General features: G+C 72.4%; 11 protein-coding genes. 1 reads left to right on the forward strand and 10 read right to left on the reverse strand.

Annotated elements, in window-relative coordinates; genetic code table 11:
* Nucleotides 1–40 precede the first annotated feature (40 nt).
* The 7 genes from QJS33_RS16925 to eccD form a co-directional block, all read right to left on the reverse strand.
* On the reverse strand, nt 41–376 hold the full coding sequence (locus tag QJS33_RS16925) for a YbaB/EbfC family nucleoid-associated protein (protein ID WP_306368956.1): 336 nt from the start codon (nt 374–376) through the stop codon (nt 41–43).
* Complete coding sequence (locus tag QJS33_RS16930) at nt 267–3,227, reverse strand: hypothetical protein (RefSeq protein WP_306368957.1); 2,961 nt, start codon at nt 3,225–3,227, stop codon at nt 267–269. Before QJS33_RS16930 ends, QJS33_RS16925 begins: the two co-directional genes overlap by 110 nt.
* Nucleotides 3,228–3,269: 42 nt before the next feature.
* Nucleotides 3,270–5,630: a hypothetical protein gene (locus QJS33_RS16935; protein ID WP_306368958.1), complete on the reverse strand. Its 2,361-nt coding sequence runs from the start codon at nt 5,628–5,630 to the stop codon at nt 3,270–3,272.
* 181 nt (nt 5,631–5,811) lie between these two features.
* Nucleotides 5,812–6,108: a WXG100 family type VII secretion target gene (locus QJS33_RS16940; protein WP_306368959.1), complete on the reverse strand. Its 297-nt coding sequence runs from the start codon at nt 6,106–6,108 to the stop codon at nt 5,812–5,814.
* 118 nt (nt 6,109–6,226) lie between these two features.
* Nucleotides 6,227–6,550, reverse strand: coding sequence for a WXG100 family type VII secretion target (locus QJS33_RS16945; RefSeq protein ID WP_306368960.1), 324 nt, complete (start codon nt 6,548–6,550; stop codon nt 6,227–6,229).
* 25 nt (nt 6,551–6,575) lie between these two features.
* Entirely contained in the window at nt 6,576–8,024 is a 1,449-nt protein-coding gene (eccB, locus tag QJS33_RS16950) for a type VII secretion protein EccB (RefSeq protein ID WP_306368961.1), read from the reverse strand.
* 1 nt (nt 8,025) lies between these two features.
* Nucleotides 8,026–9,426, reverse strand: coding sequence for a type VII secretion integral membrane protein EccD (gene eccD / locus QJS33_RS16955; protein ID WP_306368962.1), 1,401 nt, complete (start codon nt 9,424–9,426; stop codon nt 8,026–8,028).
* A 214-nt stretch (nt 9,427–9,640) separates the two neighbouring features.
* Here eccD and eccCa point away from each other — a divergent pair, with 214 nt between their 5' ends.
* Entirely contained in the window at nt 9,641–13,609 is a 3,969-nt protein-coding gene (gene eccCa / locus QJS33_RS16960; RefSeq protein ID WP_306368963.1) for a type VII secretion protein EccCa, read from the forward strand.
* 57 nt (nt 13,610–13,666) lie between these two features.
* Here eccCa and QJS33_RS16965 read toward each other — a convergent pair whose 3' ends face one another.
* The 3 genes from QJS33_RS16965 to QJS33_RS16975 form a co-directional block, all read right to left on the reverse strand.
* A complete protein-coding gene (locus tag QJS33_RS16965; protein WP_306368964.1) occupies nt 13,667–14,932 on the reverse strand; it encodes a S8 family serine peptidase in 1,266 nt (421 codons plus the stop codon).
* A 230-nt stretch (nt 14,933–15,162) separates the two neighbouring features.
* Entirely contained in the window at nt 15,163–15,672 is a 510-nt protein-coding gene (locus tag QJS33_RS16970) for a hypothetical protein (protein WP_306368965.1), read from the reverse strand.
* On the reverse strand, nt 15,669–16,109 hold the full coding sequence (locus QJS33_RS16975; protein WP_306368966.1) for a hypothetical protein: 441 nt from the start codon (nt 16,107–16,109) through the stop codon (nt 15,669–15,671). Before QJS33_RS16975 ends, QJS33_RS16970 begins: the two co-directional genes overlap by 4 nt.
* Nucleotide 16,110 lies beyond the last annotated feature (1 nt).

Genomic DNA, 16,110 nt, shown 5'->3' on the forward strand with positions numbered 1-16,110 from the left:
CCTTCGGTCTGGCCTCGGTCTGGTCGCTGCGAACGGGTGGTCACCGGAAGTCGTCGAGGGAGACGCCCATGGAGCGGAGGGTCTGTTCGACGTCCACTTCCCCGCGCATCACCGCAGCCGTGTCGACACCCTCGGGGGCGAAGGCGTCGTACGCCTCCGCGACCCGGTCCGACATCTTCCGCTGCGCGCGGTCGATCACCTCGACCAGCGTCGCACCCAGCTCCGCCGGGGCCATGCCCCGGTAGCCGTCGGTGTGGAACTTGAGCTCAGTCAGACGACCGGTCGCGTCGACCGTCGCCGTCACCAGCCTGTTCTTGGCCGTGACCTCTTCTGTTGCCGATTCCAGGCTTGCGCTTGCGTCCTCGATTTCCCTCATCGTCGTGTGAAGCCGTTCCAGTTCGGCCTCCATCTGCTCCCGCATCGATGAACTCATGCCGCTGGGCCTCCTTCTTGGGCTGTCCCGGTACCGGCCGCCCGAGGACGGACCGCTGTTGACTGTTGTCGGTTCCCCAGACCTTCTCGTCCTCGGAGAGCCATGTGGTCCTGTTGCGGTCGCGGTTCTCGCCACCGCCACCGCCGCCCATACCGCCCGGCGGCATCATGGGCGGCATCATCGGTGAACCCATGCCGCCGGCGCCGTAGCCGCCCGCTCCGCCGGTGCCTCCCGCCGCCCCGCCCGCGCCGGCCTGGGCCTGCGTGCCGCCCGCGCCGGTGGGCGACGCGAACATGGCCGTGCGGTCGGAGGAGCCGCCACCGCCGCCGGACCCCGATCCGCCGCCGTCCGATCCGCCGTCCCCCTCGTACCGGGGGTAGTTGAGCCCGTTCGGCCCGCCGCTCTCGTACCGGGGGTAGTTCAGGCCCTCGGGCGGGGCGTCGAAACCGGTCTTGATCGCCTCGCCGGTCTCGGGGTCCACGGGATAGGGCAGACCGGTGTCGGGGTGGACCTCCGCAGGCCCCCCGGTGACGGGGTTGATCGGGTCGATGTCCTCCCAGGACGGGAAGTTGGTGTCCAGCCCGGGGGACCTGGGCGGGGTGAAGTCGGGTGTGACGGCTTCCCCGGTGATGGGGTCGATGGGGGCGACCTGGCCGGTGACCGGGTCGTAGTTGACGGGGAGCCCGGTGTCGGGGTTGTAGGGCCGCCCGGTGTCGGGGTCCACCGGGTAGGGCTGCCCGGTGTCGGGGTCGATCGGCAGACCCGTCGCCGGGTCCATGTCCAGCCGTGTCCCCCCACCGTCGGTGATCGGCTCCCCGGTCACCGGGTCGATCGGGTAGGGCAGGCCCGTCTCCGGGTCGTAGGTGATGGGCAGCCCGGCCTCCGGGGAGGCCGGCTGTCCGGTGATGGGGTCGATCGGCGCGACCTCTCCCGTCCCGGGGTCGAAGTTGATGGGGAGCCCGGTGTCGGGGTCGTAGGGCTGCCCGGTGTCGGGGTCCACCGGGTAGGGCTGCCCGGTGTCGGGGTCGATCGGCAGACCCGTCTCGGGGTCGATCTCCAGGCGTGTGGCCCCGTCGGGCGAGACGGGTTCGCCGGTGACGGGGTCGATCGGGGTGACCCGGCCCGTCTCGGGGTCGAAGTTGATGGGGAGCCCGGTGTCGGGGTCGTAGGGCTGCCCGGTCCCGGGGTCCACGGGGAAGGGACGGCCGGTGTCGGGGTTGATCGGCAGACCCGTCTCGGGGTCCACCGTGAGGCCCGTGGGGGGCGGGAAGTCCGTGCCGGTGCCGTTCCCCCTGCCGCGGCCGTTGCCGGACCCGCCCGACCCGGGGCCGTTGAAGCCCAGGGGCGGCGGGACCACCCCGTTCGGTCCGTTCTCGCCCGTGACCGGGAAGTCGGTGTCCATACCCGGGGGAGGGGAGACGCCATCGTTCCCCGACCCGGGGCCGGTGAGGTCGAGCGGCGGATTGGAGAATCCGCCGGGCGGGATCTCGCTGCCGGGAGGCGGGTCGCCCGCCCCCGGGAAGTCCGTGCTGAGCACGGGCGGGTTCTCGACGACGTCCTCCGGCCCACCGATGATCTCGGGGCCGGGACCGCCGCCGCCGTAGTTCGTCTCGTCCTCGGGACCGCCGGTGTACGTTTCGGGGCCGTCGCCGGGGTCCTCGTAGTTCAGCTCGGGCGGGCCCTCGCCGGAGGGTCCGTCGCCCCAGTCGAAGTCGATCTCCTGTGGGCCGGGCGGGCCGTCGCCCCAGTCGAAGTCGATCTCCAGCGGATCGGGCGGGCCGTCGCCCCCGCCGCCGTAGGGATTGTCGATGTCGTTGATGTCGGGGATCATCTCGAAGGGGATGTCCCCCTCGGGCGTCTCGATCGGGTCCAGGCTGGTGAACGCGCCCCCGTACCTGGCGTTCATGCTGTTGTACAGGTCGTTGGCGGCGTCGATGACCCCCTGGAAACCTTTCTGCCAGCGGTGCTTCAGCTCCTGGTTGACGTTGTAGTCGGTGATGGAGTCCCCGACGATCCCCATGACCGAGTCGTTGATGCGGATACGGAACTGGCCGCGCGGGGAGTACCACTCCTCGCTGCCCGCGGACACGTGGAAATACCAGTCGTCCAGGATCCGGCCCATCCCGGTCGCGGGGTTGCCGAGTGCCTGTTCCACCGCCAGTTGCAGCTTCTCGGCCGCGCTCTTCACCGGGGCCAGGATGTCGTCGATGGCGTCGTGGTTGTTCTTGACGTCGTCCCTGAGCTGCTCCAGCCGGGCCCCGAAGTCGTACAGGCGCGCCGCGTAGGCCGAGGCCGCGGCCCCCGTCATGGGGCCCTCGGGGACGTCGAGCTCGTTGTACGCCTTGTACATGTTCTCGCTCTGGTCCCCCAGGACCGTGATGAGGCTGTTGAGGTTGCCGATGAGTTCGCCGACGGGCTGCCAGTGGAAGGTGGACGATCCCGCGCCGTTGATGGAGTTGGGGATGACGGTCGCCAGTTTGGCCAGCGCCTCCCGGAACTTCCACTCAACGGATCCGGGGCCGCTCCAGAGCTCCTCCTGCATGGTGTATCCGGCGTAGTCCCAGCCGTCCCAGGCCCAGAACCCCGGGTCGGGCGACAGGTAGCGCCACCAGCGGTTCATCTCCCCGAACTCGAAGCCGACGAACCATTTCGTGGTCCTCGCGAAGTGGTACCGGCCCCCGTCCACCCATTTCACATCGGGGCCGATGATGGTGTTGACGCTGGGCATCGGGGGATAGGTACCGTCTTCGTCGGCGTCTGCGACGATGTTCATGATCTGGTGAAGCGGTGGCACGAGTCCTCCTTCGATCCGGGGGCCGACAACACGGGGCGGGGTTCAGGGGGTAGGTGTGTCGGATCCCCCGGCGGAGGGGCTTCCGATGAGGTAGATGACCTGGCTGGCGGTCAGCGCCTGGCCCTCCTCCAGCTCCTTGAACGCCTCCGCGTTCCTTTCGAGGCGTTCGATGATCTTGTCGAGTTCGTCCTGGAGGTCGTCGAGGATCCCGTACAGCTGGCCCATGGAGCCGTCGAGCTTGGCAGGCAGCCCGTTCCCCGGTGTCGGCAGGAGGGAGGTGTCGCCCAAGCGCGTGACGCTGGCCCCCTGCCCACCCGAGCTCTCGTAGGCGGCGTACTTGGGGCGGTGCGTCTTCAGGGCGTTGCGCAGTGGGAGGACGTAGTTCGACTGGAACTGGTTCAGCTTGTCGACGTCGATCCGGGTGCCCTCTTCCGAGGAGTTCCCGCTGCCGCCGCTCTGGTCTCCGGAGTCCTCGCCTCCGTCGCCTCCGGTCCCCTCGTCCTCTTCGTCCTCGTCCTCGCCCTCTTCATCCTCGTCCTCTTCGTCCTCCTCGTCTTCGCTCCCTTCTCCGCCGCCTCCGGACTCTTCGTCCTCGTCCTCGTCCGTGTCTTCTTCGTCCGTGTCCTCCTCGTCCTCCTCGTCTCCGCCGCCGCCGTTCCCCTGGCCTTGGGTGCCCTCGGGTTCGGGTGCGGGGCGTGGGTGGTATTCGGAGGTGTGGTCGTCGGTGATGAGGTCGTCGGGTGTGTCCTCGTTCTCGGTGTCCTCTCCGCTGCCTTCGCCGCCGCCTCCGCCGCCGTTCCCCTGACCTTGGGTGTCCTCGGGTTCGGGTACAAGGCGTCTGTGGGGCTTGGAGGTGTGGTCGTCGTCCTCGGTGTCCTCTCCGTTGCCTTCGCCGCCGCCTCCGCCGCCGTTCCCTTGGCCTTGGGTGTCCTCGGGTTCGGGTGCGGGGCGTGGGTGGTGCTCGGAGGTGTGGTCGTCGGGGATGAGGTCGTCGGGTGCGTCGTCGTCCTCGGTGTCCTCTCCGTTGCCTTCGCCGTCTCCTCCGCCGCCGTTCCCTTGGCCTTGGGTGTCCTCGGGTTCGGGTGCGGGGCGTGGGTGGTGCTCGGAGGTGTGGTCGTCGGGGATGAGGTCGTCGGGTGTGTCCTCGTCCTCGGTTCCCGCCTCGTCCCGGTCCGTGCCCCCGGGTACCGAGCCGACCGGCACGCCTCCGGAACCACCCGAGTCGCCGCCCGGGCGGTCGTGCTCACCCTCCTGGTCCGGACCGGTGCCCTCTTCGTCTCCGGCGGGGCGGTCGGTGTCCTCCTCGCCGTCCTCCTCCCCGGCGGGGCGGTCGGACCCCTCTTCGTCCTCCTCGTCTCCTGCGGGGTGGTCGGCGTCCTCCTCGCCCTCTTGGTCCTCGTCCACCGGCTCGATGGTGATCAGGCCGGTCTCGGGGTCGACCGAGACGGTGCCGTCCCCGGGGTCGACCGAGACCTCCCCGGTCTCGCCGTCCATGACGATGTTCAGGTCGCCGATCTCGATGGTCACGTCCGCGAACTCGCCCTTGACGGGGTTCACGTCCAGAGTGCCCGTGGCCGGGTCGATCACCATCGTCAGGCCGCCGGCCTCGACGGTGATCGGCGGCGAGTCGGGGCCGAGGGGGACGTTCTCGTCGGACGGCTCGATCCGGATCGCACCGTTCTCGGGGCCGACCGTGATGTGCAGGTCCTCGGCGAGGATGACGGTCTCGCCCGTCTCGGGGTCCACGGTGACCACCGGGCCGACGGCGCCCGCGGCGTCCCCGGTACCGGTGTTGACGAGTTCGCCCTCGACCGGGGCCGAGATCGGCATCGCTTCGATGGGCTCGATCCCCTCCTGGACCGGTTCCAGGGTCGCGGGCAGCGACTCGGCGAGGGGGATCCCCTCCGACACCGGCATGGGCTCGGCGAGATCGGAGGGCTCGGGATCGCGGACGGACACGACGTGCACCACGGGCTGGAGGGGCTCCGAGAGCGGTTCGGTGACCACACCCTCGGTGGAGCCCTCCACGGACGCCGGCACGTTCTCGCCGGCCGGTTCGATCAGGCGCTCCTGCACCCTCTGGCCCACCAGGAGCGGGGAGCCCTCCGTCGAGGCCCCCATCACCACGACCCCGTCCCGGACGGCCACGGAGGAGGGCGCCTCGGGGTCGATGAGGACCCGCTCGTCCGAGGTGTCGACCTCCATCGTCCCGGACCGGTTGGTCATCGTGAGGAGACCGGTCGCCAGGTTGAGGCTGAGCGGTGCCCCCACCGAACCGGTCGTCGAGGTGCTCTCCTGCGCGGTCAGTGTGGTGAGGAGTTCCGCCTGCTCCTCCTCACCCTCGGCGGGGTCCTCCGGCTCACCGGAGAGTGCTGAACGGAAGTCGTACTGCGATGCGGACACGTTCACTGTCTCCTTGCCGCCCGTACGGGGGCGTCAATCCGAACTCGGGAGAGGGGCCGGACCCGGTGACGGTCGGGCCCGGCCCCGGGACGGGGCAGGGGACGGGGCCTGCCCCGCCGACAGGAGGGGCCTCGCCGGGCCGACGGTCGCATCCGTACCGGTCCGGCTCACGGCCGGGGGGTCACAGGAGCGCGGACCAGTTCATCGCCTCGTTGCGGTCCGTCCCCGAGTAGTTGTTGCGGATGTCGTTCAGGGCGTTCTGCGCCTTGCCCAGCAGGAGGCGCATGTCGGCGACGTTGAGGCGCCAGGACTTCACCTTCGCCTCGTAGCTCTCCTTGGCGGCACCTTCGAGGTCGTCGAGGACGACGCGCATCTTGGCGTCGAGTTCCTCGATCCGCCGGGCGACCGCCTCGGTCTGCTGCCCCAGCTCCATGGTCGCGTCGTCGACAAGGCCGTAGCTGACATCGAATCCGTTCATGGATCCACCTCTTCCCTGTGGGGGTTCGTCTGGGGGACTGCTCCGCCCGCGCGCCGTCTCGCGCGCGGGCCGCCCCGCGGCCGCGGCCGTCCGGTCCGGCACGGCCCGCGGCCCGGGGTCATCCGGCCTGGTTCGGGTTCAGGTCGTCCATCCAGCGCGAGCCGGTCAGGACGGCCTCGTCCTCGACGTTGTGCATGGCCTGCACGGTGCCGCCGAAGGTGCCGATCATCTGGTTCATGTCGTTGGTGATGAGCCGCAGCTCCTCCAGCCAGCCCACCAGCGCCTCGCTGTAGCGGTTGGAGGCGGCGCCCTGCCAGGAGCCGCGGAGCTGGTCACGGGTGTTGTCGACGTTCTGGTAGATGCTGTTGCACCCGGTGTGGGCCTCCTGCATCGCCTCCTGGGCGATCCGGTTGGCCTCGTCTGTACTCCGTGTTCTCGACATGTTCCTCTCCTTGGTGATGGGGTCGTCAGGGGCAGGAGCTGCCCCCGCTCGGTGGGGAGGCCGCCAGGGGGAGCGATGCCGCCTCCTGGCTCAGCAGGGGTCCGGTGGGCAGCAGCCTGAGCAGCGAGGTCGGCAGCGGGGCCGCCTCCTCCTCCGTGTAGCCCAGCGCCGCCAGCGCCTCGGTGTCCGCGACCGGGTACTTGGCCGCGTTGTCGGTCACGACGTAATAGGTGGGGGTGGTCGCGGTTCCGGAGACCGGGACCGCGGCCACCACCCCGCCCTGCCCGGCGGGGATGCCCACGAGGTCGGGGGTGGGGCAGCCCGCCTGCACGAAGGGGCGGTCCGCAACGGGCCACGCCGCGATCCCGGCCGGGGGCTCCATGGTCATGTCCATCGATCCGTCCCGGTCCCAGCGCAGGCAGGGCACCCCCGGCCCCACCTCCAGGGGCTCGGGCGGGGCCGCGGGGAGTCCTTCGGCCTCGGCCGCCATGACCGGTTCCGGGGCGAGGTTGTCGTGCACCTCGGCCGCGGGGAGCGCGACGGCCTCGGGGGGCGAGCCGTCGTAGGCGGGGCCCGACACCTCCTTGTCGCCGAGCAGCAGCAGGGACTGGGTGAGCGTCAGGGCTTCGAGCCCGTCCCGGGTGAGGAGGTAGTGCTGGTCCTCCTGGCCGGGGGTGGAGACGGCGAAGACCTGGCCCACGGTCCGCGGGGCGCCCGCCAGTTCGGGGCCCTGCTCACCGGCACCGGACACGGCCGGGGCCACCAGGTCCGGCCCCTCGGGGACGGCGTTGAGGAAGGAGGGGTTCACCGGCAGCGCGGGGGTCGTGCCGTAGCCCAGGGCCTGGAGGCCGCCGGCCTCCTCGTCGAGGCGCAGCCGCGTGCCCATCCACAGCAGGTGCTCCGTTCCGTCCGGGGCGACCAGGAGGACGCCGTCGCGGGGTCCGGTGGTCCACGGCTCGGGCGCCTCGCCCACCACCAGGGCGGTCCTGCCCCTGCGGTCCTCGCCGTCCCCGGAGGGTTCCACGGCGCACAGCCGCCACGTCCCCCACGTCCCGCTCTCGGGAAGGGCGTCGGGGGCCCCGGAGATCCCGATGGGCCCGCCCATGGGGACCCCCTCCAGGGACCGGGGGGAGACGAGGCTGGTCGTGGCCCCCTCGCCGAGCACCAGCCGCGCCGACGCGAGGTTGGCCACGGGGCGCAGCTCGCCGCCGGAGTACAGGTACGTCGCGCCGCCGTCGCGGGCGACCACGATGCGCCCCTCCTGCCGCCAGGACGTGGCCCCGCCGGGGAAGATCAGGCCGAAGACGAGGAATCCGATGCACAGCAGCGCGCCGATGGCCAGGCCGATGTAGGAGCCCGTGCGCGTGCGGCGCATCGGGGCGTCCACCGCGTCGGGGTCCGCTTCCAGCATCGCCGTGCCCAGACGGCCCACGGTGAAGTTGTAGGCCATCACCCGGTCGCGTCGCGACTGCATGTCAGCCCCCGATCCCGCGCAGCAGGCCGAACACCCCGAACTCGGCCAGCACCAGCGGTATCAGGGCCGTGGACAGGATCAGCTGGATGATCTCCGCGGCCCGCCCCCAGTGCGGCAGGGCGCGCCGCCCGGGCAGGCTCCACGAGAGGACCGCCAGGATCGTCGTGGCCGCGAACAGGCCCAGCACGGCGAGGAGGCGGCCCAGGGGGTCCGAACTCCAGGCGAGGGCGATCGCCAGCACGGCGAGGCCGATCCAGGGCGGTGCGACCATGAGGTAGCGCTGCCAGGCGCTGCCCAGACCGCGGGCCTGGAGCAGCATCACGAGGCAGAGGACGACCACCAGCGTCCGGGGGATCCAGCCCGGCGCCAGGGCCAGGACCGCCGCGCACAGGGTGAGCACGGCACCGGTCGAGGCGTACAGGGCCGTCTGGAACCGGTCGGCCAGGGCGGTCCGGTCCAGGACCCGGCGTGCCGGGAACGGGTCGATCTCCTCCTGGAGCTGGTCGGTGTTGGACGGCAGCGCCGGGAGTTTCAGACCCGCGAGCCGGAACGCCAGCTGGGGGGCGTAGGTACCGGTGAACAGCGCGATCATCCCCACCAGCGCCGCGGTGCTCGGGAGGTCGGCCCCCGGCAGGAACATGAGGGTCAGGCCGCCGATGGCGCCGAGCACCTCGACCACGAACAGGCCGGTGAAGAACGGCATCGAGCCCGCCACCGCCGCCACGCCGAGCACGCTGGCGCCCGCCGCGGTCACCGACGCCGTCAGGATCACGGCCCCCGAGAACACGGTTCCCGGTTCCCCCGACGGGACCAGCGCCCCGGCCAGCCCCATGGCCAGGGTCGCGCAGCCCGCCAGCCCGGTGGCCGCGGTCAGGTCGGACATGGCGCGGGAGGCCGCCCAGGCCGACACCAGCATCAGGACCGCCGACGCCGCGCAGCCCAGCGCGGTGAACAGGTTCCGGCCACCGCCGACCATCACGCCCAGTCCGACCAGCAGGACCGTGATCCCCAGCACCTGGAGCAGGACGCGTGTACGGTCCGCGGACCACAGGTCGGGCCGTTCGGCCATGCCGGTGGAGACCCCGTCGACGATGTCGTCGAAGTGGACCGGCGGGAGCTGCGCCCTCCGGGGCCTGAGATAGAGGGTCTCCCCGTGGCACAGCCCCAGCGACGCCGGGGTCTCGTCCTCGTCCAGGGCCTCGTCGCCCAGCCGCTGGAGGATCCAGCCGTCGTGCTCCAGGCCGCTCTCGTCCAGGTCCTCGCCGTCGTCGCCCTCGGCGTACAGCACGAGGGTGGGGATGATCTCGGACAGGGGGACCTCGACCGGGGCCGCCACCTCGAAAGCGCGCCCGGGGGCGCGGATCAGGAGCCGGCATTGGTCGACGGCGGTGGAGTCGTTCATCCGAAGCCGTTCGACGGGGGGTAGCGGAACGCAAGCGAGACTAACACTCAGATATCGGTTTCTGGTGTTGTGTGGGTTCAAATATCCGAATCTGTGATCTTGTTTTGCTCCGGTAGCTTTTTTCGTGATCTGTTGATAACCCTGGCGAGGTTCGCTTGTCGCGGTGGCCACCGGTGGCCGTGCCCGAGATCCCGATCCTGGAGGTCCCCCTACAGTGAGCATCATCCGCGTGCGGCGCCCTCCGAGGCGCCCCGGCCCCGACCTGCCCTCGGGGGAGATCTCCCTCCAGGAACCGCCGGAGCTGACCGAGCAGCAGTCCAGCATGTCCTCGGTCTTCATGTACATGCCGATGGCCCTCACTTCACTGGCCATGCTCATGATGTTCATCCGCCCCGGGAACATGGGGAACAGCGTCATGCCCTTCATCGCCGGTGGCATGATGCTCGCCGGCGCCGTCCTGATGCTCGGCGGCCAGTACCTGCGCACGGTCCTGGAACGGCGCCGCAAGCTCAACGACGACCGCCGGGACTACCTGCGCTACCTGCGGCAGATGCGCACCCGGCTCCGTGACGTCGTCACCGAGCAGCGGGACGCGATGCTCTGGCGCGCGCCCCACCCCCAGGCCCTGTGGTCCATCGTCCGCACCTCGCGCCTGTGGGAGCGCAGGGCCGACGACGTGGACTTCGGCGAGGTGCGCATCGCGGTCGGGGAGCGGGCGCTCTCGATGAAGATCTCCCCGGTCTCCTCCAAGCCCGTGGAGGACCTCGAACCCCTCAGCGCCCACAACCTGCGCCGCTTCATCCGCGCCTACGGCACGGTCGAGGACCAGCCGGTCGAGGTCTACCTCCGCGGCTACGCCCGGATCACCCTCCGGGGGGACGTGGCCGCCTCCCGAGCCATGACCCGGGCCCTCCTCGGACAGCTCGCGGTCTTCCACTCCCATGACGAGCTGCGCGTCGCCGTCTGCGCCTCGGCCGCCGCCATGCCCCACTGGTCCTGGGTGAAGTGGCTGCCGCACAACCAGCACCCGCTGGCCCGCGACGGGGCCGGGGAGGCGCGCATGCTCTGCACCGACGCGATGGAACTCGAACAGCTCCTCGGTGAGGAGCTCTCCGATCGGCCGCGCTTCGATCCCTCCGCCGCGCCGGGCCGGGAGGAGCCCTTCATCGTCGTGGTCGTCGACGGCGGCAGCATCCCGCCGGGCTCCCGCCTGCTCGGGGGCGGCTACCGCAACGCCGTGGTCGTGGACGTCGCCGACCCCATGCCGCCCGAGGACGACCCCTACACCCTCGCGCTGAGGGTGGAGCCCTCCCGCCTGGTCAAGCTGGGCAGGGACCACTCCGGGCGTGACACCGAGGAGGAGCTCGGCCGCCCCGACGCGCTCAGCCGGACGCGCGCGGCCTCCCTCGCCCGGCTCATCGCCCCCTACCGGTCCAGCGGTGTCACCACGGAGGTGACGGAGCCCCTGACCACCGACTTCGAGCTGACCACGCTGCTGGGGGTGCGGGACCTGCGCGCGCACGACCCGGAACGCATGTGGGGGGAGCTCCACCCCAAGAACCGGCTCCGGGTACCGATCGGGATGACCTCGGACGGGGCCCCGCTGGAGCTGGACCTCAAGGAGTCGGCTCTGGGCGGCATGGGCCCGCACGGCATGCTGATCGGTGCCACCGGGTCGGGCAAGAGCGAGCTGCTGCGCACCCTGGTCCTGGCGCTGGCGCTGACGCACACCCCCGAGACCCTGAACTTCATCCTCGTGGACTTCAAGGGCGGTGCGACCTTCCTGGGCCTGGACGGGCTCAAGCACACCTCCGCCCTCATCACCAACCTCGCCGACGAGGCGATCCTGGTGGAGCGCATGCAGGACGCCCTGCACGGGGAGCTGGTGCGCCGCCAGGAGCACCTGCGGGCGGCGGGCGGCTACAGCTCGGTGCACGAGTACGAGAAGGCGCGTGAGACCGACCCCGGGATGGAGCCGCTGCCGACGCTCTTCGTGGTCGTGGACGAGTTCAGCGAGCTGCTGGCCGCGCACCGGGACTTCATGGACCTGTTCGTCATGATCGGACGGCTGGGCCGCAGCCTCGGCGTCCACCTGCTGCTGGCCTCCCAGCGCCTGGACGAGGGCCGCATGCACCAGCTGGAGAGCCACCTGTCCTACCGCATCGCGCTGCGGACGTTCTCCGCGATCGAGAGCCGCGGCGTGCTCGGGGTGCCCGACGCACACCGGCTGCCGTCCGCGCCGGGCAACGGGTTCCTCAAGATCGACACGGAGACGCTGATCCGCTTCAAGGCGGCCTACGTCTCGGGGCCCTACCGGGTCAGTCGGCGCGCCGTCCGCAGTTCCGTCGCGGGCCGGGCGGTCACGGTGCTGTTCACCGACGCACCCGTGCGGATGCCCGAGGCGCCCGTCGAGGAGGTCGTGGAGGAGCAGCCCCAGGAGGCGCAGCCCTCACTCCTGGAGATCGCGCTCGACCGCCTGTCGGAGCACGGGCCCGCGGCGCGCGACGTGTGGCTGCCCCCGCTCGGCGTGCCCCCGCTGCTCGACGAGCTGCACGGCATGATCGGGAGCGCGATCCCCGAGGGCGGCGTGCTCTGGGACGACCGCGGATCCCTCAAGGTCGCCGTCGGCATCGTCGACCGGCCGTTCGAGCACCGGCGCACGCCCCTGCTCGCCGACCTCACCGGGGCCGGCGGCCATGTCGGGATCGCGGGCGGTCCCCAGAGCGGCAAGAGCACGCTCCTGGCGTCGCTCATCCTGGGACTCGCCCTGCGCAACACCCCCGCCCAGGTGCAGTTCTACGGCATCGACTGCGGTGGCGGACTGCTCCAGGCCCTCAAGGGCCTGCCGCACGTGGGCAGCGTGACGGCGCGCACCGACGAGCGGCGCATCGTGCGCACGATCATGGAGATGCACGAGATCCTCACCCACCGCGAGACGTTCTTCGCGGAGCACGGGATCGACTCCATGGCCACGTACCGGGCACGGCGCGCGGCGGGCGAGTTCGCCGACGAGCGCCACGGCGACGTGTTCCTCGTCGTGGACGGCTGGGGCACCATCCGGCAGGACAACATGGACCTGGTCGCCTCCATCGTCCAGCTCGTCCAGCGCGGTCTCAACTACGGCATCCACGTCATGGTGGCCTCGCCCCGGTGGGCCGACTTCAACACCAGCGTCCGCGACCTCATGGGCACCCGCTTCGAGCTGCGCCTGGGCGACCCGGTCGACTCGCTCGTGCACATGAGGGCCGCCCAGACCGTGCCCCGCGTCCCGGGCCGCGGCATCACCGAGGACAAGCACCACTTCCTCACCGGCCTGCCCCGGGCCGACGGGAACCCGGACGCGGTGACGGTCTCCGCGGGCACCGGCGAACTCATCACCCGGGTCAAGGACGCCTGGGACGGCCCGGCCGCCCCGCCCGTGCGCACCCTCCCGGCGATGCTCCGGGCCGCCGAACTGCCCGCCTCCGACCTGGAGGGGACCAGCGGCGTCCTGCGCGTGCCGCTGGGCCTGGAGAGCCGCCGCATGCAGCCCTTCTGGCACGATTTCGGCGCCACCCCCCACCTCCTGGTGGTGGGCGACACCGAGTCGGGCAAGACCAACCTCGTCCGGCACATCACCAACGCGATCCGGCGCCACTACGGCCCCTCGGAGGCCCGGGTCGTCCTGGGCGACCAGCGGCGCCGGCTCTACGACGCCGTCCCCAAGGAGATGCAGCTGGGGTACGCGGTGACCGGTGACAGCGTTCGCGAGATGATGCAGGCCGCCGCCCAGGCCATGCAGGTCCGCATGCCCGGCCCCGAGATCACCCCCGACCGCATCCGGCTCCGCGACTGGTGGACCGGCCCCGAGCTGTTCGTCATCGTGGACGACTTCGAGCTCGTCGCGGGCAGCGGGGCCAGCCCCATGGCCCCGCTGGCGCCCATGCTCGCCCAGGGGGCGGAGATCGGGCTGCACGTCATCCTCGTGCACGCCGCGGGCGGGTTCGGCCGGGCGAGCGGAGAGCCGTTCATCCGCTCGCTCATCGACCTCAACACGCCGAGCATCATGCTCTCCACCCCGCCCTCGGAGGGCATGCTCTTCGGCAGCGTCCGCGCCCGCCGCATGGCTCCGGGCCGGGCCCTGTGGATCTCCCGCCGGGACCCGGTCGAGGTCCAGCTGGCCATGGCCGAGGGAACCGACTGACCGGAGACGGCACACGCCGGGTCGGGCCCGGGGGACGCCCCCGGGCCCGACCCGGGTTCAGCTCGGCCGCGGCTCCGCGTCCGGACCGGACACCGGGCCCGTCGGCACCGGTTCCCCGGGGGCCGCGGGGCGCCAGCCCCGGGAACGGCCGTTGCGCACCACCGCGGCGCCCAGCACGCACACCACCAGCAGCAGTGAGAACCCGCCCACCACCGCCCAGGTCGGCAGGGCGTCCAGCGATCCCCGCGGCGAGGGGTCGGGCACGAACGCCGCCCCGGCCACCGGGGCGCGCTCCTCCACCGGGCCGGTGACCAGGGCGGCCACGGGGTCCACCCGCCCGCTACCGCTCACCGGGTCCTTGTCGCCCGCCGGAGCCGCGTAGGCGGTGGCGAGCAGCCGGTCCCGCAACTCCTCGGCGGTCAGCTCGGGCCGGCTCGCGGCGAGCAGCGCCGCGGCCCCCGCGGCGAAGGCGGAGGCCGCACCGGCACCGGAGCCGATCACGTGGCCGCCCCCCGGGCCGGGGGCCACGGTCAGGTCCCCCGGGGCGAGGAGGCCGACCCGCACCAGTTCACCGTCGGGCCGCAGCAGCGGGGCGGCCACCAGGGGCGTCCCCTCGGGGCCGTGCGCCGCGACGCTCAGCACCTGGGGGTGCTGGGCCGGGTAGGCCGCGATCGGGCCGCGCACCGTGTTCACGGTCGCCGGGGCCACCACCAGGGAGCCCGCGGCGGTCGCGTCCTCCACCGCACCGTCCAGGGCCTCCGAGCCCAGCCACGTCGACGTCCCCACCAGGATGACGGCGGCCCCCTCGTCCGCCGCCTCCGCCACACCGGCGGCGATCTCCTCGGGTGAGGCCACGCCCGTGTTCGGCGATCCGGTGGGCAGGAACAGCAGGTCCGCCCCGGGGGCCACCCCCACGGTGCCGCTCCCCTCGACCGGGCGCCCCACGGCGGCACCCGCCAGGAAGGTTCCGTACCCGAGGCAGTCCGACGTGCCCGCGCTTCCCCGCACGGCGCCCTCCAGCGCGGGACCGGTGGCGTCCAGCTCCGGGGCCAGCAGGGCGATGGTCACCCCTTCACCTGTGCTCAGGCGGTGCGCCTCGTCCAGGCCCAGCGTCGCGTGCGTCCACGGGCGGCGCTCCACGACGTCGGTGCCCATCGAACCGCACGCCTGGTTCTCGGCTTTGAACTCGTGGACCTGCGGGAGCGGAGGCGGGGGCTCCGGGGCGTCCGCCCGCGCGGCCGGGGCGAAGGCGAACTGCCCCAGGAGGAGGGCGAGGACGGCGGCGCGGCCGATGCGCACGCGCGTGGCCGGGGAGTCGGTCAACGGGCTCTCCTGTCGTGCGGGAGGGGGGCGGTACGCGCGGAGAGGGCGGGGGCGGAGGCGGGTCCCCCGCTTCCGGCGGATCCCCGGGGAGGGGGAGCGGTCCCCGGGGGCGGGCGTTCGCGCGCCCGCGGCGGGTCGGGGCCGGAGAGGGCCAGCGCCACTGTACTACTCCGGTCCCGGCGGTCCCCTTGCGGCGCCGCCCGTCCCCGGGGACCGGCGGTCTCCGAGCTTCAGCGGTGCGCCGCGCTCCGCAGCTCTGCGAGGCTCCCGGCACGGGATTCGGCGGCGTCGGCGTCCACCCGGCCGCCGTCCGGGTCGTCGACCTTCCCGACACAGGACCGCAGGGCCTCCAGGGGGGACAACCCCTTCCCGCGCAGGCGCACGTGCTCCATCGTCCACCAGCCGCGGGCGACGTTGCCCTCGGCGTCGGGCGGGAGCAGAGGCTGGAAGTCGCTCGCGTCGTCGGCCTCGGAGGCCCAGAGGTAGCCGATGAGGGCGCCGCCCCTGGTGACGGGGACGTAGACCACCGGTCCGTCGGTGACGGGGGTGTAGGACCTGCCGACCAGGACCGGGGCGAGCGCCTCGTCGCTCCACCGGTCGAACGCCCCCGGTGAACCGGTCCCGGCCTCCCGGAACGGCCCTTCGGCGGTGTCGGCCTCGCGCACGGGGGAGCCCTCGGGGACCCCGCCGTCCTCCGGTCCGGCGGGGCTCCCGCTCTCCGACGAGCTCTCAGTGTTCACGGCCGTTCTCCTCTCCCATCGTTTCCGGCGGTCTCCTCGGTGTCGGGCAGGTGGGCCCGGACAGCGTCCGGGCCTTCCGCGTGCTCGGCTGCGGTCCCCGGGGGGATGGCCCCGGCCCGGTCGTCCGGCGGGGCACCGGTCCACCGCCGCAGGGCCTGGACCGCGTCCAGGCCCTCCGCCCTGGCCTGGATCAGGCGGCGCACCCAGGCACCCTTGGCGTTGAGCCCCGCTGCCCCGGCCGCGGGCAGGAAGCCGGCCGCGGTCCCGTCCCGCGACACCCAGAGGCGGCCCAGGGCGGTCCCGTCCTCCCGTACCACGGGGACGTGCAGGACCGGCCCGTCGGTGTCGGCGGCGTACCGGGGGTCGGCGCCCGCGAAGTCCGGCCGGAACGCGTCCTGGCCGGGTCCTTCCCGGTCGGGTGCCTGTTCGTCGGTCAAC

This window comes from Nocardiopsis sp. CC223A (assembly GCF_030766825.1).
GTDB lineage: Bacteria > Actinomycetota > Actinomycetes > Streptosporangiales > Streptosporangiaceae > Nocardiopsis.